Source organism: Streptococcus rifensis (assembly GCF_053203525.1).
In genome coordinates, this window is the sequence record NZ_JBRUCW010000005.1 from 104260 (window position 1) to 125035 (window position 20776).

Consider the following 20776-nt stretch of genomic DNA (forward strand, 5'->3'; position numbering starts at 1 on the left):
AGGTGCCATATGGCAACATTTAAAGATGGATTTCTTTGGGGTGGTGCAGTTGCTGCCCATCAACTAGAAGGTGGCTGGCAAGAGGGCGGTAAAGGCATTAGCGTTGCGGACGTCATGACATCCGGCCGTCACGGCGTTCCGCGCGAAATCACAGCTGGCGTTCTTGAAGGGAAATACTACCCTAACCATGAAGCCATTGATTTTTACCATCGTTACAAGGAAGACATTGCTTTGTTTGCAGAAATGGGTTTCAAATGTTTCCGTACATCGATCGCTTGGACCCGTATCTTCCCTAAAGGCGATGAGTTAGAACCTAATGAAGAAGGGCTTCAATTTTACGATGACCTTTTTGATGAGTGCTTGAAATATGGGATTGAGCCCGTCGTAACCCTGTCTCACTTTGAGCTTCCTTATCATCTGGTGACAGAATACGGTGGCTTTCGTAACCGTAAGACCATTGCGTTTTTTGTTCGTTTTGCGGAAACCTGCTTTAAACGCTACAAAGACAAGGTCAAGTACTGGATGACCTTCAACGAAATCAATAACCAGGCTAACTACCAAGAAGATTTTGCACCATTTACCAATTCTGGAATTGTTTACCAAGAAGGTGAAAATCGTGAAGAAATCATGTATCAAGCCGCTCACTATGAGTTAGTAGCTTCTGCCCAAGCCGTAAAAATCGGGAAAGTCATCAATCCTGACTTTCAAATTGGCTGTATGATTGCTATGTGTCCGATTTATCCCGCAACCTGCAATCCGAAAGATATTTTATTGGCCCAAAAGGCTATGCAAAAACGCTATTACTTTACGGATGTTCATGTTCATGGATTCTACCCAGAACATATCTACAAATACTGGGAGCGTAAAGGTTTTACGATTGACATAACTGACCGAGATAAGCAAGATCTATTAGAAGGTACAGTTGATTATATTGGATTCAGTTATTATATGTCCTTTGCGATCTCTTACCATCGTGATAACCCACATTATGATTATTTGGAGACAGAAGACCTTGTCAAAAATGAATACGTAGAGGCTTCTGAGTGGGATTGGCAAATTGATCCTGAAGGTCTGAGATATGCGCTAAACTGGTTTACAGACATGTATCATCTTCCACTCTTTATTGTCGAAAATGGATTTGGTGCCATTGACCAAGTCGAAGCAGATGGGATGGTCCATGATGATTACCGTATTGACTACCTCAGTGCCCATATTAAGGAAATGAAAAAAGCGGTCGTTGAAGATGGTGTTGATTTGATGGGCTACACCCCTTGGGGCTGTATTGATTTGGTGTCTGCAGGTACAGGAGAAATGCGCAAGCGCTATGGTTTCATCTACGTTGACAAAGATGATGAAGGTAAGGGAACTTACGAACGGACACCTAAGAAATCCTTTGCTTGGTATCAAAAGGTCATTGCGACAAATGGCGAAGAAATCTAGGACTTCTGTGTGATAGGTCACATTGATTTTACCGAGGAGGAAAATTGTGGTTAAGCAAGTGTTACTCATGTGTGCTGGCGGGATGTCATCTTCCTTAATGGCTAAAAAGGTGACGGCTTATTTACAGGAGAAGGGGCAGACGATAGAAGTTGTGGCTCGGGGCATAGGTTATGGCAAGGAAGAACTCAAAAAAACAGCTGCCTATGACCTCTATCTGGTCAGTCCTCAGGTCAGGATGTATTTTGAAACCATAGAGAAACTTGCAGAGCAGGCCAAAAAGTCAGTCTTACAAGTTCCAGCCCCCGCCTATGTTCCCATTCCAAAGGGAATTATGGCTATGGCAGACTTAATTCTAGCCCACTTTTCCGCAAATCAATTAGATTGATACTAAGATTTCCGCATTGATGCGGAAAAAAGCTCTCTTCACAATGTAAGCGTTTTAACGTATACTGAAATTATCAATAAAAAAGGAGCTATTATTATGGCAAAAGCATTAATTATTTGTGCAGCGGGCATGTCTTCGTCTTTAATGGCTAAGAAAACCACTGAGTTTCTCAAGTCTAAAGGACATGACATTGAAGTGGATGCGATCAATGCTAACGAGGGGGGCAAGGCTATTGATAAGGGAGATTTTGATCTTTATCTAATCAGCCCACAGACCAAAATGTACTTTAAACAATTTTCCGAAGCAGCGGAACGATCAGGCCGTAAGATTGCCCAAATTCCGCCACAAGCCTATATTCCAATTCCGATGGGTATCGAGAAGATGGCAAATCTTATTCTGGAGAGCCTTTAGTTTTTTTCTTATGTATGGTATGGTAAATCTGACTGATTAAGGTGGAGGCAGTGATATGCTCACAAACAAGGAAAAAACACTTGTTCAGCATTTGCTGAAACATAGGGAAGATTATACGACCAGCATGGAACTAGGTGAACTTTTGTCTTGTTCGGATCGAACCATTCGAACCTATATTCGCAATATCTCTCAGGAATTGGCAGATGTTGCTGGTGTCGAATTAGTTTCTAAACAAGGTCAAGGCTATCAATTGAGGGTTCAAGATGAAGAAACCTTTAAACAATTGACCAAAGAATTTGGCCAGGCAGAAGTCGCCTTTAGTTCCCTTGAAACGACTGACATCAACGATCGGCATAGTTATATTCTAAATAAACTATTGCTGGAGCAGAAGAAACTTTTCTTTGATGATTTGGCCGAGGAGCTATTTGTCAGCCGTTCAACCCTTTCCAGTGATTTTAAAAAGATCAGAAAAGACTTAGCGCCCTATCACCTCAAGATTGAAAGCAGAGCGAATAAAGGGGTCTATGTCGAAGGGGAAGAACAGCAAATTCGCCGTTTTATCATGGATTATTTCTTTAGCAGTGGGTTTTTCCAGACTCTTTACCAGTATGTGGACGAAGAGCTGGTTTACGGAAAAATCAACTTTGAAGCCCTGACGGTTATTGTCCTAGACGAGTGCCGAGAGGCAAAACTCAAACTATCTGATTTTGTCATTCAAAACTTAGTGGTCCACCTTGCCCTTGCCATTCGCCGCTTAGCGGAAGGCTTTCAAATTTCGGCTATTGATGAGGCCATCGGCGATCAATATGTAAAAGAATTTGAAGTGGCTAGGAAAATCATGGATCGTATCAGTCTGGCGACAAAACTTCATTTTCCTGAGGAGGAAGTTGCCTATATTGCCCTCCACCTCATTTCCAAAGGAAAGATAGAAAATGGCAGTTCGCATGATCTAGACGATGTCTCTCGAATCCGTCAGGAACTGAATCAGGCCTTAGAAGGGATTGGTGATCAGCACTTTGCGGGCCTCCAGCAGGATTTTCAATTGTTAGAAGGTCTTCTAACGCATTTAACAACGCTCTACCTGCGGAGCAGCAACGGGATTGTTCTTGAAAATCCTCTGCTAGAGGACATCAAAACCAACTACCCTCAGGCTTTTGAACTAGCTAAGGAAACCCTAGAGATCATGCCATCCTTTCAAGATTTTGTCTTGTCAGATGATGAGATTGCCTATGTAGCTCTTCACTTTATGGCGGCTCAGGAACGGTACAAGGAACAATTCAAATTCAATGTTCTGGTCATCTGTGCCACCGGCTACGGTTCAGCTCAAATGCTTCGCAGTCGAATTGAGAATGAACTGAGACAGTATGTGACCATTAGCGATGTGATTGGCTACTACGAGATTACCGATGAGAAGCTCAAGGGTATCGATTTTATCATTTCGTCTATCGATCTTTCCAATCTGATTTTTAGTGTCCCTGTTTACACAACATCAGTCTTTTTAAAAGAGGACGAACTGGCTGATATTCGTCAAAAAATTGAGCAATTAGATCAAGTTTGTCACCAGAACAAGCAAAAAGCAGACGTTAATCATCAAGATATAAGCCAACTCTTTGATCAGATGTTTTCAGCCGACTATTTTATCAGCTATGACACATCGATTCCATCAAAGGATCAGATTTTAGAAGAACTGGTAGATAGTCTCAGTCGTCATGAACAATCCCCTTATAAGGAACGGATGCTGGAATTGATGACTCAGCGGGAACGGCTCAGTTCGATTCTCTTTAGCGAAACAATCGCTGTGCCGCACCCCATCAAGCCAGTATCAGAAACCTTAAAAATCGCAGTTGCTCTCATTCCGTCAGGACTGCGTTGGGAGGATGAAGCAGATGGCATCAAACTAGTCTTTCTACCCTCCCTCAGCATAGGGAGCAATGACGGACTAAAAACAATTACCAATGTCATTGTCGATCTTGTAGACCAGCCTGATTTGATCGAAAAAATCAGCCAATCTCAAGATTTTGAGACATTTAAACGATTATTTGTAGAAGAATTAGGAGGAGAGAGATGAACCCTGAAGATGTACAGGTTGCTGCCTTTGAAATTATTTTAAATAGCGGCAATGCTCGGACCGTTGTCCATGAAGCCTTTGCTGCAATGAGAGAAGGGCGTTATGAGGACGCTGCCCAAAAATTAGAAGATGCCAATGAGGAGCTTTTGCTAGCCCATCAGGCACAGACCCATCTTCTGCAAGAATATGCAGGTGGGACCGAAATTAAAATAGAAATCATCATGGTTCATGCTCAGGATCACCTGATGACAACCATGACCTTGAGGGAAGTTGCTCTTGAGATGTTAGAGTTATATAGAAAAGTCAATTAAAAGTATTAAGGAAGGAGGACTGACGATGCAAGAACATGAAAAAAAAGTCTTGGAGAAAAGGAAACAGGATGCTGCGATTAAAACAATGTATTATAATCGTTATTTTATGATTAGATATGTGACAGTATTCTTTTTAGTTATTAATCTAAATTGGGCGGCCATCCTCTATCTGATGGATTCTCCCACTATGATGTTGATTCCTTGCTTGCTTCTTGTTTTTGCAATTCGAGCTATGTGGGAACAGTATACAATGTATACCAAGGAGCAAAAGAAAGCGCGCTATACCAAATATTTTCATTGGACAAGTATGGTTATCAACTTAGTAATCATCATCCTAGTCATATTTCAGCAGCATCAGTCGCTTTTTCCTTTCATTAAGATGTCTTTAGCAGGGACAATCACTGTTATTTCAATCCAACTCATTGGTCTGTTACTTTCATCATTAGTACTTGTAAAACTTAAAAAAATAAATCTCAAAAAAGATAAGCAATATAAAAGAGTTAAGCACTATTTAGCATCTATTAAATTGTAAAACAATGAAACACAAATAAGGAGGAAAATCATGTTTCAGTTTTTAGAAAAGTACCTTATGGGTCCTATGACGAAGATTTCTTCGTATAGACCTGTTCGAGCAATTGTTGCTGCAGGTATGGCATCTATTCCATTGACAATTGTCGGGTCAGCCTTCCTCGTTCTCGGGGTAATTCCACAAGCCTTTCCCATTTTGGCAGGTGTTTGGGCGGCAACTTTTGATAAATTCGCCGCTCTGACTTTATTGGCATACAAGTGTTCTATGGGAATTTTCTCACTCTATTTTGCCTTTGTCATGGGTTATGAGTATACTAAAATTTATCAAGAAGAAGAAGGGGTAAATATTACGCCTACAAATGGGGGTCTACTCTCCGTATTTGCCTTCTTTATGACAATTCCAGAATTAATATGGTCAAATGGTCAAATGGAGTTGGTTACTGGAGAGTCTACCATTAATGGCTGGACTGTCGGAGGAGATAGTTTAGCACGTCTGGCTAGTTCTGGGATGTTTACGGCTATCCTTATGACAGTGCTTGCTGTTCAACTTTATAAACTTTGTGTAGTTAAAAATTGGGTTGTTAAGATGCCAGAGGCTGTCCCAGAAGGAGTTTCTCGTTCATTCACAGCATTGATTCCTGCCTTTGTAGTGGCTTTCACAGTATTGTTGATTAACTGTGTCTTTATCTTTATGGGAACAGACATCTATAAAGTAATTGCTATTCCGTTTGCCTTTGTTGCTAATATTACCAATTCACTTCCAGGCATCATTGTCATCTACTTCCTTGTTCATGCTCTTTGGTTGGTTGGTATTCATGGTGCCACTATCGTTATGGGATTAGTCAATCCAATTCTTTTAGCAAATATGGCTCAAAACGTTAATGGTGAATTCTTTGCCTATGCGGGTGAGTTTACTAATGCCTATGTTACAGTAGGTGGCTCAGGGGCCACACTCGGAATGACAATATTTATTGCTTTTTTGGCGAAATCAGAACAATTAAAAATGCTAGGAAAAGCGTCACTTGGTCCTGCTATTTTTAACATCAATGAACCAATTATCTTTGGTTTACCAGTGGTTTATAACCCAACACTGGCCATTCCATTTGTCCTTGCCCCAATAGTCTCTGCTGTTATTGCTTTCTTGTCAGTCGATTATGGATTTGCTGCAAAAGCCATTGTTCAAACCCCGTGGCCATCTCCAGCAGGTCTTGGTGCTTTCGTTGGATCAGGAGGAGATTTTAAAGCGGCACTTACAGCCCTTGTGTGCGTGGGGGCAGCCTTCCTTATTTGGTTCCCATTCATTAAGTATTATGATAATCAACTTTATAAACAAGAACAGGAACTGGCAAGTGAAGCAGGCTCTGATACAGTTATATCTTAAAAACATTTTGCCACTCATCGAATGTTTATAAAACCTTGTCGTGTCGAAAGACCCGATAAGGTTCTTTTTCTTGCAAGCGATTATCTCCATCTCCATCTTTGTCATTCATCATAAATTACGGTATAATAAGTAATGATAATGTCATTTAAAATGGCATAGGCTGTAAATCGACTTGGTCAAACCTTTTGGCGACCGAGGACCGTATGTAAATAAATCACCGAACGTGAGCTTGTGGCTCTCGATTCGCAAAAGGAGTAAAAATAGAAATGGCAAACATTAAAATCATGGCGCTAGGAGGGGTCCGTGAAAACGGGAAAAACCTTTATGTCGCTGAAATCGAAGGCACCATCTTTGTCTTAGATGCGGGATTGAAGTATCCAGAAAACGACCAGCTCGGAGTTGATTTGGTCATCCCGAATATGGATTATTTGGTAGAAAATAAAGCCCGTGTTGCGGGCGTCTTTTTGACACACGGGCACGCAGATGCTATCGGCGCTCTTCCTTACCTCTTGGCTAAGGTAAAAGTACCAGTCTTTGGTTCGGAATTAACCATTGAATTAGCTAAATTGGTGGTTAAAGGGTATGACCCTACTAAGAAATTCAACGATTTTCATATCATCAATCCTGAGACGGAAATTGACTTTGGTGTCTCTGAAGTCTCATTTTTCAAAACGACACATTCCATTCCTGAGAGTTTAGGTATTGTGTTGAAAACTGAGACGGGCAATATTGTATACACTGGGGACTTCAAGTTTGATCAGGCTGCAGAAACTGGTTATCAAACGGACTTTGCCCGTCTTGCAGAAATTGGTCGAGAGGGCGTCTTAGCGTTATTGAGTGCTTCTGCTAATGCAGATAGTAATATCCAAATTGCTAGTGAGCGAGAGGCTGCCTCAGAAGTCACTAATGTAATGGCCGATTGTGAAGGCCGTGTCATTGTGGCGGCTGTAGCAAGTAATCTTGCTCGGATTCAGCAAATTTTTGAAGCAGCAGATGTTACTGGTCGGCGTATACTGTTGACTGGTTATGATGTGGAAAACATTGTTCGTACCGCTATGAAACTCAAGAAACTCAAGGTTTCCAATGAACGCTTGATTATCAAACCCAAAGATTTGCCACGCTTTGAAGATCATGAACTAGTGATTTTAGAAACAGGTCGTATCGGAGAACCGCTTGAAGGACTTCGAAAGATGGCAATTGGTCGTCACCGTTATGTCCAAATTAAAGAGGGTGACACAGTCTTTGTAGCGACAACGCCAACAGTTTCTAAAGAAGCTGTAGTAGCACGTGTCGAAAACTTGATCTACCGAGCTGGTGGTGAAGTGAAATCCATTACCAACAACCTTAGAGTTTCAGGACATGGGAATTCCCGTGACTTACAGCTGATGATTAATATACTCAACCCTCAATTCCTCTTTCCTATTCAGGGGGAATACCGTCAGTTGGCAGCGCATGCTGAGGCAGCTCAAGAGGTTGGTGTTTTACCAGAAAACATTCACATCATGAAACGAGGTAATGTCATGGTCTATGAAGGAGATAATTTCCTCCATTCAGACACCGTGGCTTCTGGAGATGTTCTTTTGGATGGACAAGCCATTGGTGATGTTGGTAATGTTGTTCTTCGAGACCGTAAATTGCTGTCAGAGGAAGGGATCTTTATCGTCGCTATGACCATTAACCGTAAACAGAAAAAAATTGTGGCTAAGGCAAAGGTTCATACACGTGGTTTTGTCTATGTTAAAAAGAGCAAGGATATCCTGAGCGAGGCATCAGACATTGTCAACACAGCTGTTGAAACCTATCTGGCTCAAGATAATTTTGACTGGGCGGACTTGAAAAACGTTGTTCGTGATGCCCTTGGGAAATACCTCTTTGACCAAACAAAACGCCGTCCAACAGTATTACCCGTTTTGATGGAAGTCCGTTAGACTTAATAGTGTAATTTTTTGAGGCTGGGGCGACCCAAGCCTCTCTTTTAAAAAAGGAGACGAGAATGGCTGTTTTTCAAATCGAATACCGCTCTGAAGTTTTAGATTTAGAGTACCCTGTCAATGTGATCTATCCCGACTTGTCTCGAGTTGATCATCCTGATGACACAGATATACCGGTCTTATATTTGCTGCACGGCATGGGAGGGAATCATAATTCCTGGCTTAAACGGACACGATTAGAACGCTTAGTTCGCTCAACTAATCTGATTATTGTGCTTCCAAATGTCAATAATGCATGGTACACCAATACTCAGTACGGTTACCGTTACTTTGATGCGCTGACAGAAGAATTGCCAAAAGTTCTCCAGCGCTTTTTCCCGAATATGACTAAAAAGCGTGAGAAAACCTTTATTGCAGGGCTATCCATGGGAGGATACGGTGCCTTTAAAATAGCGCTTGAAACCAATCGCTTTAGCCATGCAGCAAGCCTTTCAGGCGCCTTGAGTTTTGATGGTATGCTGACTGAGTCCTTAGATAACCTCGCTTATTGGGAAGGTATTTTCGGGCCCATTGATCAGTTTCAAGAGCAAGCAACACCTCTCCTTGATTCAGCTGAGCTGTCGGACAAGAAAACTAAGTTCTTGGCATGGTGTGGCGAGCAAGATTATCTCTTCCATCAAAATAATCTTGCTACTGAAAAATTGGCCCAAAAAGGGCTTGATATTGACTATTCGACTAGTCCAGGAACACATGATTGGTATTATTGGGAAAAAGAAATCGAAACGGTTCTTAAATGGCTACCAGTAGACTATAAGCCAGAGGAACGCTTATCTTAAATGGATTTAAGAAATTCTTTAGGAAGGCATGGTAAACTGGTCAGTCCATAAGGTTAGCGTTAAAACAGTATTAGCTTTTAGAGAGCAATGACCTGATAACAGTTGACCTGAATACCAAGGAGGCTTTTATGAAACGTATCTTACTGTTTCCTTTTCGTGTGGTTGGATTTATCTTACGATTTTGTGTAACTCTGATAACGACAATTGTTGTTGCAAGTCTTGCCTTTTTGAGCCTTATCTATGTGTTAAACACCGATACTTTTGCTGACTCTGCCTTGACTCAGTCGATTAATGCAGGTTTGGCTCAAGTGGTCCAAACCTTTCAAGATCAAAGCATTAGTCAGGATCTGTCCCATTTAACGACAGATGTGGTTCAGACAACTGAAGGGGCACGATGGGAAAGCAATCAAGCCACTATTTATATCGCTTCGGTAGATTCCACCTTTCATGAAGCATACCAACAGGCCATCGCCAACTGGAATGCAACAGGAAGTTTCACCTTTACTATAGTGGACTCCAGTGACGAAGCAGATATCATTGCAACTGACTACGCTGATCCAGAAACGCCAGCAGCGGGACTAGCAGAAACAACGGTAAATCCTGTAACCAAACGCTTGGTTACTGCGACGGTCAAGCTTAATAGCCACTATTTACTAGATCCTCAATATGGGTATGAAATGGACCGGATTGTCCACACAGCAGAGCATGAACTAGGGCATGCGATTGGTCTAGGTCACGAAGACAGCAAGACATCTGTTATGGCTTCAGCAGGCTCTTTCAATGGCATTCAAGAAACGGATATTCTAGCTGTTCAGGCCCTTTACAGCACACCATAAAAAGGAGAATCGGTGAAATATCTTAAACAATTAATCTTTGTCTATCCTCAGCAGGCCCTGCTTTTTTTCCTTAATACTGGTCTGTTTTTAACCTTTCGATTGCAAATGGCTAACCTCGCGCAAACCACGGGCTTGGCTGATTTTTATAACAACTATGCACCCTTGTGGCTGCAAAATATGACCGCAGGCAGTCTGGACAGATTCCAAACTTTTTTGCAAAATTCTTCTTGGGCCTGGTTAGTGGCCAGTCTGATCCTACTCATCCTCTGGCGTTGGTTGTCCAAGCTCCTGCGGACGATTTTGATGTTGGCTCTTTTAGTTCTTGCTGGATGGCTGATCTGGAAACTGCAAATTATCGCATAAAAAACAGGCCTTGGCCTGTTTCAGATTGAAGACTAAGTCTCTTTTGAAACTTTCCTCAGGTGATAACGGACGGTAGCGACTCCCTTCGGGGTTCCAAACCTAAGTTTTGAGCCTAAGGTCTCAAAACTTCCGAGAGCCTGAAACTACTGCGTTTCAGGCTCTTTTATCACGGCAGAAAGTTTCCGTTTTTGCTTGCCTCGCTCGCTAAAAATCCATTATTTTAAAGCATTAGGCAAACTTTTGAAGATCATCAACACAGAAAACAGGGTTTGTCTACGCTCTCAATCAGGCTTTGGCCTGTTTTTCTCTTAGTCCAGCAAATATTTCTAGGATAAACCTTCTAAAATCTGCTATAATAAGAACATGATTATCTTACATGCCAATAATATTGGACGGAGCTTTGCGGGCGACGTCCTCTTTGAAAACATTGATCTTCAGATTGATGAACGGGACCGAATTGCCCTAGTTGGCCGCAACGGCGCTGGCAAATCGACCCTGTTAAAAATATTAGTGGGCGAAGAAGCGCCTAGTACAGGAACGATCAATAAAAAACGGGACATTTCCCACTCCTACTTGGCTCAGGATAGCCGGTTTGAGTCCAGCAAGACCATCTATGAGGAGATGTTGGCGGTTTTTTCAGATCTTCGCCAAAGGGAAGCTAACCTACGGCAGATGGAAAATCAGATGTCTGAGCTCTCAGGCGCAGACCTTGAGCGCTTGATGGCCGACTATGACCGTTTGTCTGAGGCCTTTCGACTCGAGGGAGGGTTCACCTACGAGGCTGATATTAAGTCCATTCTCAATGGCTTTAAGTTTGACCAGACCATGTGGGACAAGCCAATTGCGGAGCTCTCTGGTGGCCAGAACACCCGCCTAGCCCTAGCCAAAATGCTTCTGGAAAAACCAGATTTACTGGTCCTTGATGAGCCGACCAACCACCTGGACATTGAGACCATTGCCTGGTTGGAAACTTACCTTGTCAACTACAAAGGTGCCCTTCTTATCGTCAGCCACGACCGTTATTTCCTTGACAAGGTGGCGACACTGACCATGGATTTGACACCGAACCGTCTGGACCGTTATGTGGGCAATTACTCTCAGTTTATGGACCTTAAGGCGCAAAAGCTAGCCACAGAAGCCCAAAACTATGAGAAGCAGCAGAAGGAAATTGCTAAGCTCGAAGACTTTGTTCAGCGCAATATCGTCAGAGCCTCGACCACCAAGCGGGCCCAAGCCCGTCGCAAACAGCTGGAAAAAATGGACCGTCTGGACAAGCCAGACCTGCACACCAAGTCGGCTCACATGACCTTCAAGTCCGCTAAACCATCTGGCAATGAGGTCTTGACAGTCGAAGATGCGGCCATTGGTTATGAGGGCAATGTTCTGTCAGCACCGATTACCCTTGATCAGCGCAAGTACGATGCCATTGCCATCGTCGGGCCAAACGGAATTGGAAAAACAACCTTTCTCAAGTCGGTGCTAGGGACCATCCCCTTCATCACCGGCCAAGCCAAGTATGGGGCCAATGTGGATGTTGGCTACTACGACCAGAACCAGTCGGATTTGACCCCCAATAACACCGTTTTAGACGAGTTGTGGAACGACTTTAGGACAACACCAGAGGTGGACCTCAGAAACCGACTCGGAGCCTTTCTTTTCTCAGGAGACGATGTCAAAAAATCGATCGGCATGCTGTCAGGTGGTGAGCGGGCGCGTGTCCTCCTGGCCAAACTCTCCATGCAGGACAAGAACTTTCTCATTCTGGATGAGCCGACCAACCACTTGGACATTGACAGCAAGGAAGTTCTGGAAAATGCCCTCATCGACTTTGATGGGACGCTCCTTTTTGTCAGCCATGACCGCTATTTCATCAACCGGGTAGCAACCAAGATACTAGAGTTGTCAGAGTCAGGCTCGACCCTCTATCTCGGTGATTATGATTATTATGTGGCCAAAAAGGCAGAGCAGGAAGCTAACCTCGCCACAGAAGCAGCAACTGTGAGTGGACAGGACCTCTCAGACCAGTCAGCGCCAGCCAGCCAGTCTTATCAGGCCAGCAAGGACGCCCAGAGAGAGCAGCGCAAACTGACGCGGCGCATTGAGCAAATCGAGACCGAACTCGAAAGTCTGGAAGAATCCATTAGCCAACTGACCGTGCAGATGGGAGAGACCAATGATGCAGGCACCCTGATCGACCTGCAAAAAGATATCGATCAGCTGACCCAGCAAACGGAATCCCTTATGGAAGAATGGGAAGCCCTCAGCCAGCAGTTGGAGGACTAAAAAGGGAGGAGAGGCTAATGACTAATTACGGAGTCATCTTTCGCAAACTACGGCAAAACCGTCACTACTCTCTGAAACAGATTGCTGGTGATGAATTATCCATCGCTCAGCTTTCACGCTTTGAAAGAGGGGATTCAGACCTCTCATTTAGCAAATTTATCTATGCTTTGAACAAATTACACTTAACCATGGATGATTTCATGGCAGCAGTTGAAGGCTATAAAAATAATGACCGTGTCTCTTTAATGTCTGACATTATTACCCTAGATTATGAGAGAAATGTGGCAGGTTTCAAAGCCCTCAAACGGATTGAGGACGCTAAATATCAAACCAACCCGAAGGATGAGACTGCAAAACTCAACAGTATCTTGCTACAAGGGTTCATCTGTCAATACGATGACACTTCTCAGATGGCTGAGGATGATTTAGCCTTTGTTTCCGATTATCTCTTTTGCACTGAGGAGTGGGGGATGTACGAAATTATCTTAGTAGGCAATCTCTATGTCTATTATGAGATGCCTCAGATCTCCAGAATGGTTTCTGAAATCCTAAAACATCGAAACTTTTACCAGGAGATTGGGCGCCATCGGAGTCTAGTGATTTTGACACTGCTCAATGTTTATATGACCAGTATTGAACGCCAGAAATTTTTGGAAGCAGACCATTTTCGGTCTGAGCTCAAGAAACTGTTAAATAATGAAACACAGGCGTATCATCGTATGATTTTTCTCTATCTCAACGGATTTTACGCCTACAAGCATGGTGATAAGACTGGAAAAAATCAGATGGAACAAGTCATTGCGATGTTTGAAGCCATTGAATCTCATAACCCTGCAATGAATTACAAGGAACACTATAAGAAATGGGTGACTTGACATTTAATTCTCTTATTTGCAAATAAAATAAATCTCCCGAATTATTCCGGTATACTAGGACAAGGAATTATTTTGGAGGTTTTTTTATGAACAAGAATGCAACAAAACTGATATCTAGTCGTGTCGTTAATAAAATTGGGAATGTACTCTATGATTATGGTAATAATGCTTGGATGGCTTCTCTAGGAGCTATCGGTCAACAATTCTTAGGGTTTTACCAATTAGCTGATTTGCTGACGTCTATTGTCTTTAATCCATTTGGTGGAGTTATTGCAGACCGCTTTAAACGGCGACATATTCTTCTGATGACAGATGCTATCTGCGCTCTCCTTTGTTTTTCGATCGCTTTTGTTTCCAATGAGAAACTGATGCTTTATGCATTAATAGGTGTCAATATCGTTTTAGCAATTTCATCGGCCTTTTCTAGTCCTGCTAATAAATCATTTATTACCAGTGTGGTCTCTAAAAAAGAATTAGTAACTTATAATTCTAACTTAGAAGTGGCCCTGAAAATCATTAGTGTTTCAGCACCCCTTCTGTCTTATTTGGTTTTAAAATGGACGACCTTGCAAATGACTTTGCTCTTAGATGGCCTTAGTTTTTTAGTATCTTTCGTTCTCGTCTGGGCCATCAAAATCGAGGAAGCAGAGTCTACAAGTTCAAAAACTCCGTTAACGGTAAAGAGTATTATTGCGGATATGCTTGAAGGCGTTCGCTTTATTTTCTCTCAAAAAGAAGTTTTCTTTCTACTTATGGTAGCGTCTTTGGTTAATCTTTTTATCGCTGCCCTCAATTATTTACTGCCTTTTTCAGATAAACTCTATGGTCATTCAGGGAGTTATGCAACGCTTTTAAGTTTGGGAGCTGGAGGAGCCATTTGCGGAGCATTGGTGGCTAGAAAAGTATCAGACACTATGCATGCTTTGCTCCTTAGCTTAACCTTCTGTGGATTAAGTTTAACTGTCATGGCCATGCCTCTACCGACAATATTAGCGCAGTCAGGGCATTTTTTCTTTGAATTCTTTTTAACCATCTTTAATATCCATTTCTTTAGCCAAGTCCAGGCGCGTGTCCCAAATGCTTTTCTGGGAAGAGTCTTTAGTTCTATCTTTACCTTAGCTATTCTATTCATGCCACTGGGCACCCTATTTATGACCTTGGTTTCCAATACCATCCAGATCATCAGCTTTGCTGGTATAGGATTAGGAATTGTTGGGTTTAGTTTATTAAGTTTGGTGCTTAGTCGCAGAATCTTTAGCTGATCCATTATTGAGTTTGGATGGCAGTCGGTATAATTGATGTAGTAGCGTAAGAAAAATAAGTGTTATACCTATTCCGATAGTGAAAAACGTTGCAGAATAAGTTAAGTAACTCATCATTACACCTGTTAAAGGGTAGAAGAATAGGGAGAAGAAGCCAACCAAACTACTATAAATAGACAGAATTGTTGATCGCACATTATCAGAAAAAATATGAACACATCAAAAGTCAAATTAAAATCTAATTGTTCGCCTTTATGAGAAAAAAAGAGTATACTTTACATATCAATAATTAGTGAGATTACAGATAATGAATACGTTATACCCTTATGAAGCCCATTTTGAACTGGGCGCCGTCGCTTTAAATGTTGCTGATTTGAACAAGCAAAAGCTCTTCTATGAGCAAGTCTTAGGGCTGACAGTCCTTGAAGACAGTTTAGGCAAGGTTGTCCTGGGAGTGGCTAACCGCCCCTTGGTTGAGCTGATTCAAGTGTCAGACCGCACCCCGATATCAGCCAGCTATGGCCTTTATCACTTGGCTATTTTGCTTCCTGACCGCGCGAGTCTCGGCACCTTGTTTCGGCATTTCCTTAAACATCAGGTCCCCCTTGTCGGAGCTAGCAATCACGGTTACAGTGAAGCCATTTACCTAGAAGACGCAGAAGGCAATGGCATCGAGGTCTATCGTGACAGGGCTTTTGAAAAATGGGATGTCCGTGAAGATGGCCAGATTCTTGGTGTGACCGAGGAGATGGATGCCCAGGGCGTCTATGACGCTGGTAATGATACAGAAGGCTATTACAGAATTCCTGAGGGGACGATCATGGGCCATGTCCACCTCAGTGTCCGCCATAGTCAGGAGAGTTCAACAGCCTATCAAACAGTTTTGGGTATGACCGCTAAATTTGCCATGCCAACTGGAGCTTGGCTCTCTTCTGGTCGCTACCACCATCATCTGGCGGTCAATGAGTGGGCTGGTCAAAAGCTTTCCGACCGCAAACCAGGGCAACTTGGCCTTGCCTATTTTACCATGAAGGTGTCTAAACCAATGGTTTACAAAGACATGTTGAAACAAGCAGACAATCAAGGGTGGCAAGTTCAGTTAGGCCAAGGTCAAGCTGAACTAACAGACTTAAATGGTATTGTGACAAAAGTCATCTTAGACTAAGCCAAATAGCACAAAACTATCTGAAGTAAAGTCCAGAACGACAGGATTTAAGGGGATACTGCAAAAGCTTCAGTTGTCGAAGTAATCAAAAAGACAAGCAATTTTGTTGTGCTTGTCTTTTTATATCTCTTCGACAATGGTGAGAGCGGTCGCCAATGATGTATATAGCGAGAACTTTTTTAAGAAGTTATGTTTTTCAACTTTTTAAACAACCAATCACTTGATTTATAATCATCACGCCATAATCGATAGGCAATAATAGCAGTAACACATGCTTTATAAAGCAGAAGGAGAATAATCCCTTTGCCAACTAAAAAGTCGATGAGAGAAGGGAATTTAAAACTCATACCAGCTAACAATAGCCCAAAAATAGCTAAATGTTTCATCGGCCTTGCAATGTCAGGCAAGTAGGGCTTGATTTTATAAGATTGATAGGCGAAATGCCAAACCCACATTAAAAGAAAATATAAAATAGAGCGAGGAAGGACTTGGTCAAAATCACTTTTCCTCAATAGAGCGTATAAAAGAGTAACAATACTATATATTCCTGGAATATAGTCAAAGGAGAGTTTGTTGTCACTTTGAAGCCAGTTTTTTAGGGATAACACACTGGATAGGAACAGCATCAATAAATAAAGACAACTAAAGACTAAGAGGTTAACATCGGGATTACGATTAAGAACATAAATGGAATAAAACAAGACCAAACTGACCAGTGTTGCTAGCCATTTTGAGCGAAAAGCAATCAATTCAAAGAGATAAAAGAACCGGGCAAAAAGTCGTCTGCTACGCAATTCATCTGCTGGTGTCGTTTCCTTCACACGACGGTTTTGTTGAATCGTGTGAAAAAGTGTGTGCCTACCTGAAACAAAGCATCTTTTTCACGTTTACTGGCATGAAAAAGAATACTAAAAAATAATCGAATTCTATGGGCCACTGTAGTCACTTCTGTTCGGCTAAATAAGGCCTGATAAAGGAGGTTAACAATATTTCGATTATCCTCTTCGCGACTTTCTTTTAAAAAATCTGCAGTCAGTTTTTGAATGTTACGGCTGTTTGGAGTACTTTTTGAAGCAATCTTAAAGCTATTTGTCTCAGAGTCAACTTCCCACAGGAACATTAGATGCTGTAAGAGTCCGATTCCATGACTTTTGACTAGGGTCACCTCAACCTGCTGGTCAAATAATACGCCAACGATGGAGGCGGAAGGCCTAAAGGCGATAATTTTATCTTGAATCTTTTGATAATCGCTTCTTTTGATCTGAGCTTCTGATAAACCAGGGGAGTCGAAAGTATAAATAGCAGTGATACTATCAGCATTTGAAAGATGGCTTGCCGCATACAAAGCCAGATTTCCACCTTTAGAATGCCCAGCAAGAATCAGATTATCATGATGGTAAGAGCACAATTGTTTCAGATAGTCCAAGGCCAGTTCTTGTGAAGGAATGGTCATGTAAGATAAATTAAAGTCTTCTTTCCAACCAATAATACTGCTATCTGTACCTCGATAAATAACCAGTATTTGATTAAGAATAGTAAAACTGGTGGCTGCAAATTGAATTTCTTTGTCTTCATCATAGATATCTTGATGGGCGAAGGCGATAATATCACGATAACGCGGTGCATGGGCTAATAAGTCGAAAAGTTCAGTCCGTTTGTCATAAGATAATTTTAATTCTCTCTGACTATCAGTTACCCCCAGGCGGTTATAGTGATGCACCAATTCTCTGAGGGTCATTCCTTTTTTAGGATTGCAAGAAGCTGTCAAAAAATCTTTGAAAACCATATATGAAAGTTCTGTTAAAATGGCAATATCAATCACTGTCAATGGCAATTCTGTTAGGCTTGTTTCGCCTACTTTTTTTCCATAATCTAAAAAATCCATTACGGCCTCATTTCAATTTTATCTTTAATTCTAAATTATAGCATAAAAAGGGTCTGAAAAGAATAAAAATAGAAATGATCAATGGGTAACAAGCAACCCCTATCATCGAAATATATTAGAAGAAAAATGCTCAAAGACGCTGAAGGTTTTGCTGGTTGTCTATTGATTACTGGACAGACCCTATGACTTTCTGGTATAATAACAGAGGTAGTAATCGGCACCAATTATTTATCAGAGAGAACTGATACGAGCGATGCGATGTGCTTGAAAAATAGAATACAGTGGCGTATGGCAGGACTGGCAGTGTTTTGATTATGGTGTAGAATATCTGACCATCCATGATTCAACGGGGCCTTAGCTCAGCTGGGAGAGCGTTTGGCTGGCAGCCAAAAGGTCAGGGGTTCGATCCCCCTAGGTTCCATCATTCCTTCCGCTCGTTTCGGGTGGTTGCGGTTGGGAGTGGGACAAAAATCGGTAAGCGAATAGGTTCGATTTTGTAGTCCCACCCCCGCACAGTTGAGTAGGGCTTTAAAAGCTGATGAAATCAGCGAATTAGAGCCCACTAAACCACTGCGACTTGTTTAACTGGTGATAAATTATTAGAAGGCTAGGACTTTTGTCCCAGCCTCTTTTTGTACTTTTTTATTTAGGTTTGATTAAGGAAAAACACAGTAGATTTAAGACTGTTTGTAAATAAATGTCAGAATATTTAGTAAAATTCAGAAAATAACTGCTGAAAATGTCTTTTTTGACTGCCAAATTTTCCTGAAGTTTGGTATAATGAAACTAGATAAATGCTATAGATGACTAATGTGTTAGACGGTCAATATGTTAATGAAAGTGATTTAGATAAAGTAAAGGGGTGTCAGGATGACAAATGATATGAAACAGCGAAGCCAAATTTACAATGGGATGGTCAAGTCTCCCAACCGTGCCATGCTACGGGCAACCGGCATGACCGATAGTGATTTTGAAAAGCCGATTGTTGGTGTTATTTCGACTTGGGCAGAAAATACTCCTTGTAACATTCACCTTCATGATTTTGGTAAAATCGTCAAAAAAGGGGTTCAAGATGCTAATGCTTGGCCTGTTCAATTTGGAACCATTACCGTTGCGGATGGGATTGCTATGGGAACACCAGGAATGCGTTTTTCTCTGCCGTCACGGGATATTATTGCTGATTCGATTGAAGCAGCTATGGGTGGCCACAATGTGGATGCCTTTGTGGCTATTGGTGGCTGTGATAAAAATATGCCTGGATCTGTTATGGCCATGGCCAACATGGACATCCCTGCTATCTTTGCTTACGGTGGAACCATTGCCCCAGGAAATCTCAATGGTAAAGACATTGACCTCGTATCAGTCTTTGAAGGGATTGGGAAATGGAACAATGGGGATTTGACAGAAGAAGAAGTGCGTCAAATCGAATGCAATGCCTGTCCTGGACCTGGAGGATGTGGAGGTATGTATACTGCTAACACGATGGCGACAGCGATCGAAGTACTCGGTTTGAGTTTGCCTGGTTCTTCCTCTCACCCTGCTGAATCGGCAGAAAAACACGCAGATATTGAAGAAGCTGGACGTGCAGTTGTTAAGATGCTTGAACTTGGCATCAAACCATCCGACATCTTAACGCGTGAAGCCTTTGAAGATGCGATTACAGTTACTATGGCTTTAGGTGGCTCTACCAACGCAACCTTGCACCTCTTAGCGATTGCTCATGCGGCTAACGTGGACCTTGAGTTAGAAGATTTCAATGATTTTCAAGAGCGCGTGCCTCACTTGGCTGACCTAAAACCTTCTGGTCAGTATGTTTTCCAAGATTTGTATGAGGTTGGCGGTGTGCCAGCAGTGATGAAGTACTTGCTGAAAAATGGTTTCCTTCATGGCGACCGTATTACTTGTACCGGTAAAACTGTCGCTGAAAACTTGGAGAATTTTGCTGATTTGACACCTGGTCAAAAAGTAATCATGCCTCTTGACAATCCAAAACGTGCGGATGGTCCTTTGATTATCCTTAAAGGAAACTTGGCACCAGATGGTGCAGTTGCTAAAGTTTCTGGTGTGAGAGTTCGAAACCACACAGGTCCTGCAAAAGTTTTTGATTCTGAAGAAGCTGCTATTGATGCGGTACTTTCAGATGATATTGTCGATGGGGATGTAGTGGTCGTTCGTTATGTGGGTCCAAAAGGTGGTCCAGGAATGCCTGAGATGCTTTCTCTGTCTTCAATGATTGTCGGTAAAGGCCAGGGAGATAAGGTTGCTCTCTTGACCGACGGACGTTTCTCTGGTGGAACGTATGGCCTAGTTGTCGGTCATATCGCTCCTGAGGCTCAAGATGGTGGCCCAATTGCCTACCTTCGGACTGGTGATTTAGTCACTGTCGATCAAGATACCAAAGAAATTACCATGCACGTGTCTGACCAGGAAATCGAGGAGCGTAAGAAAACAACTGTCATTCCACCACTCTATCAGAGAGGTGTTCTTGGCAAATATGCTCATACCGTTTCTTCAGCTGCAAAAGGAGCAGTAACAGACTTTTGGAATACCGAGCGTTCTGGTAAAAAATAACGATAAAAAGGCCTTCACATTGAGGGCCTTTTATAGTGTTCAAAAAATAGGCTCTTTGTCAACTGTAGTGGGTTGGTGAAAAGCTAACATCTGGAGAGAATCAATTTGGTTCTCTCCTTTTTAATGTTTAAAGCAATGAGAATTCTAGTTTTAAAGTTTTCAAAGTTCCGAAAGCCAAAAGCATTTCGCTTAATGACTTTGATGAGATTGTTGGTAGCCTCTAGTTTTGCGTTTGAGTAAGGGAG

The 20776-nt window shown here is 42.1% G+C and carries 19 protein-coding genes and 1 tRNA gene; 17 read left to right on the forward strand and 3 right to left on the reverse strand.

The annotated features are described in order from the left end of the window. The first annotated feature begins 9 nt into the window (after positions 1-9). The 15 genes from ACVRYP_RS04630 to ACVRYP_RS04700 all read left to right on the forward strand — a co-directional run bounded on the left by ACVRYP_RS04630 (position 10) and on the right by ACVRYP_RS04700 (position 16075). A complete protein-coding gene (locus tag ACVRYP_RS04630) occupies positions 10-1440 on the forward strand; it encodes a 6-phospho-beta-glucosidase (RefSeq protein ID WP_447467585.1) in 1431 nt (476 codons plus the stop codon). A gap of 46 nt (positions 1441-1486) precedes the next feature. Then, a complete protein-coding gene (locus ACVRYP_RS04635; RefSeq protein WP_447467586.1) occupies positions 1487-1825 on the forward strand; it encodes a PTS cellobiose transporter subunit IIB in 339 nt (112 codons plus the stop codon). A 96-nt stretch (positions 1826-1921) separates the two neighbouring features. After that, entirely contained in the window at positions 1922-2236 is a 315-nt protein-coding gene (locus ACVRYP_RS04640; protein ID WP_447467587.1) for a PTS cellobiose transporter subunit IIB, read from the forward strand. Positions 2237-2291: 55 nt separating this feature from the next. After that, positions 2292-4304 (forward strand): BglG family transcription antiterminator, encoded by a 2013-nt coding sequence (locus ACVRYP_RS04645; RefSeq protein ID WP_447467588.1) that lies wholly within the window; start codon positions 2292-2294, stop codon positions 4302-4304. Then, a complete protein-coding gene (locus ACVRYP_RS04650) occupies positions 4301-4615 on the forward strand; it encodes a PTS cellobiose transporter subunit IIA (RefSeq protein WP_447467589.1) in 315 nt (104 codons plus the stop codon). Before ACVRYP_RS04645 ends, ACVRYP_RS04650 begins: the two co-directional genes overlap by 4 nt. Before the next feature lie 25 nt (positions 4616-4640). Next, positions 4641-5147, forward strand: a complete 507-nt coding sequence (locus tag ACVRYP_RS04655; protein WP_447467590.1) for a hypothetical protein — start codon at positions 4641-4643, stop codon at positions 5145-5147. A 30-nt stretch (positions 5148-5177) separates the two neighbouring features. After that, positions 5178-6524, forward strand: a complete 1347-nt coding sequence (celB, locus tag ACVRYP_RS04660; protein WP_447467591.1) for a PTS cellobiose transporter subunit IIC — start codon at positions 5178-5180, stop codon at positions 6522-6524. A 266-nt stretch (positions 6525-6790) separates the two neighbouring features. Further along, positions 6791-8452: a ribonuclease J gene (locus ACVRYP_RS04665; RefSeq protein WP_447467592.1), complete on the forward strand. Its 1662-nt coding sequence runs from the start codon at positions 6791-6793 to the stop codon at positions 8450-8452. 65 nt (positions 8453-8517) lie between these two features. Then, positions 8518-9291 (forward strand): alpha/beta hydrolase, encoded by a 774-nt coding sequence (locus ACVRYP_RS04670; protein ID WP_447467593.1) that lies wholly within the window; start codon positions 8518-8520, stop codon positions 9289-9291. 128 nt (positions 9292-9419) lie between these two features. After that, positions 9420-10127: a M57 family metalloprotease gene (locus ACVRYP_RS04675; protein ID WP_447467594.1), complete on the forward strand. Its 708-nt coding sequence runs from the start codon at positions 9420-9422 to the stop codon at positions 10125-10127. Positions 10128-10139: 12 nt separating this feature from the next. Further along, the gene (locus ACVRYP_RS04680) at positions 10140-10490 is read left to right on the forward strand and encodes a hypothetical protein (protein ID WP_447467595.1); all 351 of its coding nucleotides are present in this window, start codon (positions 10140-10142) and stop codon (positions 10488-10490) included. 363 nt (positions 10491-10853) lie between these two features. Further along, positions 10854-12773, forward strand: a complete 1920-nt coding sequence (locus tag ACVRYP_RS04685) for an ABC-F family ATP-binding cassette domain-containing protein (protein WP_447467596.1) — start codon at positions 10854-10856, stop codon at positions 12771-12773. A gap of 17 nt (positions 12774-12790) precedes the next feature. Then, on the forward strand, positions 12791-13648 hold the full coding sequence (locus ACVRYP_RS04690; RefSeq protein WP_447467597.1) for an Rgg/GadR/MutR family transcriptional regulator: 858 nt from the start codon (positions 12791-12793) through the stop codon (positions 13646-13648). A gap of 86 nt (positions 13649-13734) precedes the next feature. Further along, positions 13735-14910 carry an MFS transporter gene (locus ACVRYP_RS04695; protein WP_447467598.1) on the forward strand — a complete coding sequence of 392 codons (1176 nt, stop codon included), beginning with the start codon at positions 13735-13737 and terminating at the stop codon, positions 14908-14910. Positions 14911-15217: 307 nt separating this feature from the next. Beyond that, on the forward strand, positions 15218-16075 hold the full coding sequence (locus tag ACVRYP_RS04700) for a VOC family protein (protein ID WP_447467599.1): 858 nt from the start codon (positions 15218-15220) through the stop codon (positions 16073-16075). A gap of 179 nt (positions 16076-16254) precedes the next feature. Here ACVRYP_RS04700 and ACVRYP_RS04705 read toward each other — a convergent pair whose 3' ends face one another. Both ACVRYP_RS04705 and ACVRYP_RS04710 read right to left on the reverse strand, forming a co-directional pair. Continuing rightward, complete coding sequence (locus tag ACVRYP_RS04705) at positions 16255-16896, reverse strand: hypothetical protein (protein WP_447467600.1); 642 nt, start codon at positions 16894-16896, stop codon at positions 16255-16257. After that, entirely contained in the window at positions 16893-17960 is a 1068-nt protein-coding gene (locus ACVRYP_RS04710; protein ID WP_447467601.1) for an Mbeg1-like protein, read from the reverse strand. Before ACVRYP_RS04710 ends, ACVRYP_RS04705 begins: the two co-directional genes overlap by 4 nt. A 348-nt stretch (positions 17961-18308) precedes the next feature. Here ACVRYP_RS04710 and ACVRYP_RS04715 point away from each other — a divergent pair. Continuing rightward, positions 18309-18381 (forward strand) — tRNA-Ala (locus ACVRYP_RS04715). 449 nt (positions 18382-18830) lie between these two features. Further along, positions 18831-20531, forward strand: coding sequence for a dihydroxy-acid dehydratase (gene ilvD, locus ACVRYP_RS04720; protein WP_447467602.1), 1701 nt, complete (start codon positions 18831-18833; stop codon positions 20529-20531). 83 nt (positions 20532-20614) lie between these two features. On the opposite strand, the gene ACVRYP_RS04725 is transcribed toward ilvD, so the two are convergent. Next, on the reverse strand, positions 20615-20776 hold a 162-nt coding region (locus tag ACVRYP_RS04725; protein ID WP_447467609.1), incomplete at its 5' end, for a transposase.

Bases quoted from the DNA above. Each gene is read 5' to 3' on its own strand.
- ACVRYP_RS04655 (WP_447467590.1), top strand. From the start codon at position 4,641: ATGCAAGAACATGAAAAAAAAGTCTTGGAGAAAAGGAAACAGGATGCT.
- ACVRYP_RS04650 (WP_447467589.1), top strand. From the start codon at position 4,301: ATGAACCCTGAAGATGTACAGGTTGCTGCCTTTGAAATTATTTTAAAT.
- ACVRYP_RS04640 (WP_447467587.1), top strand. From the start codon at position 1,922: ATGGCAAAAGCATTAATTATTTGTGCAGCGGGCATGTCTTCGTCTTTA.
- ACVRYP_RS04685 (WP_447467596.1), top strand. From the start codon at position 10,854: ATGATTATCTTACATGCCAATAATATTGGACGGAGCTTTGCGGGCGAC.
- ACVRYP_RS04690 (WP_447467597.1), top strand. From the start codon at position 12,791: ATGACTAATTACGGAGTCATCTTTCGCAAACTACGGCAAAACCGTCAC.
- ACVRYP_RS04700 (WP_447467599.1), top strand. From the start codon at position 15,218: ATGAATACGTTATACCCTTATGAAGCCCATTTTGAACTGGGCGCCGTC.
- ACVRYP_RS04665 (WP_447467592.1), top strand. From the start codon at position 6,791: ATGGCAAACATTAAAATCATGGCGCTAGGAGGGGTCCGTGAAAACGGG.
- ACVRYP_RS04675 (WP_447467594.1), top strand. From the start codon at position 9,420: ATGAAACGTATCTTACTGTTTCCTTTTCGTGTGGTTGGATTTATCTTA.
- ilvD (WP_447467602.1), top strand. From the start codon at position 18,831: ATGACAAATGATATGAAACAGCGAAGCCAAATTTACAATGGGATGGTC.
- celB (WP_447467591.1), top strand. From the start codon at position 5,178: ATGTTTCAGTTTTTAGAAAAGTACCTTATGGGTCCTATGACGAAGATT.
- ACVRYP_RS04630 (WP_447467585.1), top strand. From the start codon at position 10: ATGGCAACATTTAAAGATGGATTTCTTTGGGGTGGTGCAGTTGCTGCC.
- ACVRYP_RS04670 (WP_447467593.1), top strand. From the start codon at position 8,518: ATGGCTGTTTTTCAAATCGAATACCGCTCTGAAGTTTTAGATTTAGAG.
- ACVRYP_RS04710 (WP_447467601.1), bottom strand. From the start codon at position 17,960: ATGGATTTTTTAGATTATGGAAAAAAAGTAGGCGAAACAAGCCTAACA.
- ACVRYP_RS04695 (WP_447467598.1), top strand. From the start codon at position 13,735: ATGAACAAGAATGCAACAAAACTGATATCTAGTCGTGTCGTTAATAAA.
- ACVRYP_RS04645 (WP_447467588.1), top strand. From the start codon at position 2,292: ATGCTCACAAACAAGGAAAAAACACTTGTTCAGCATTTGCTGAAACAT.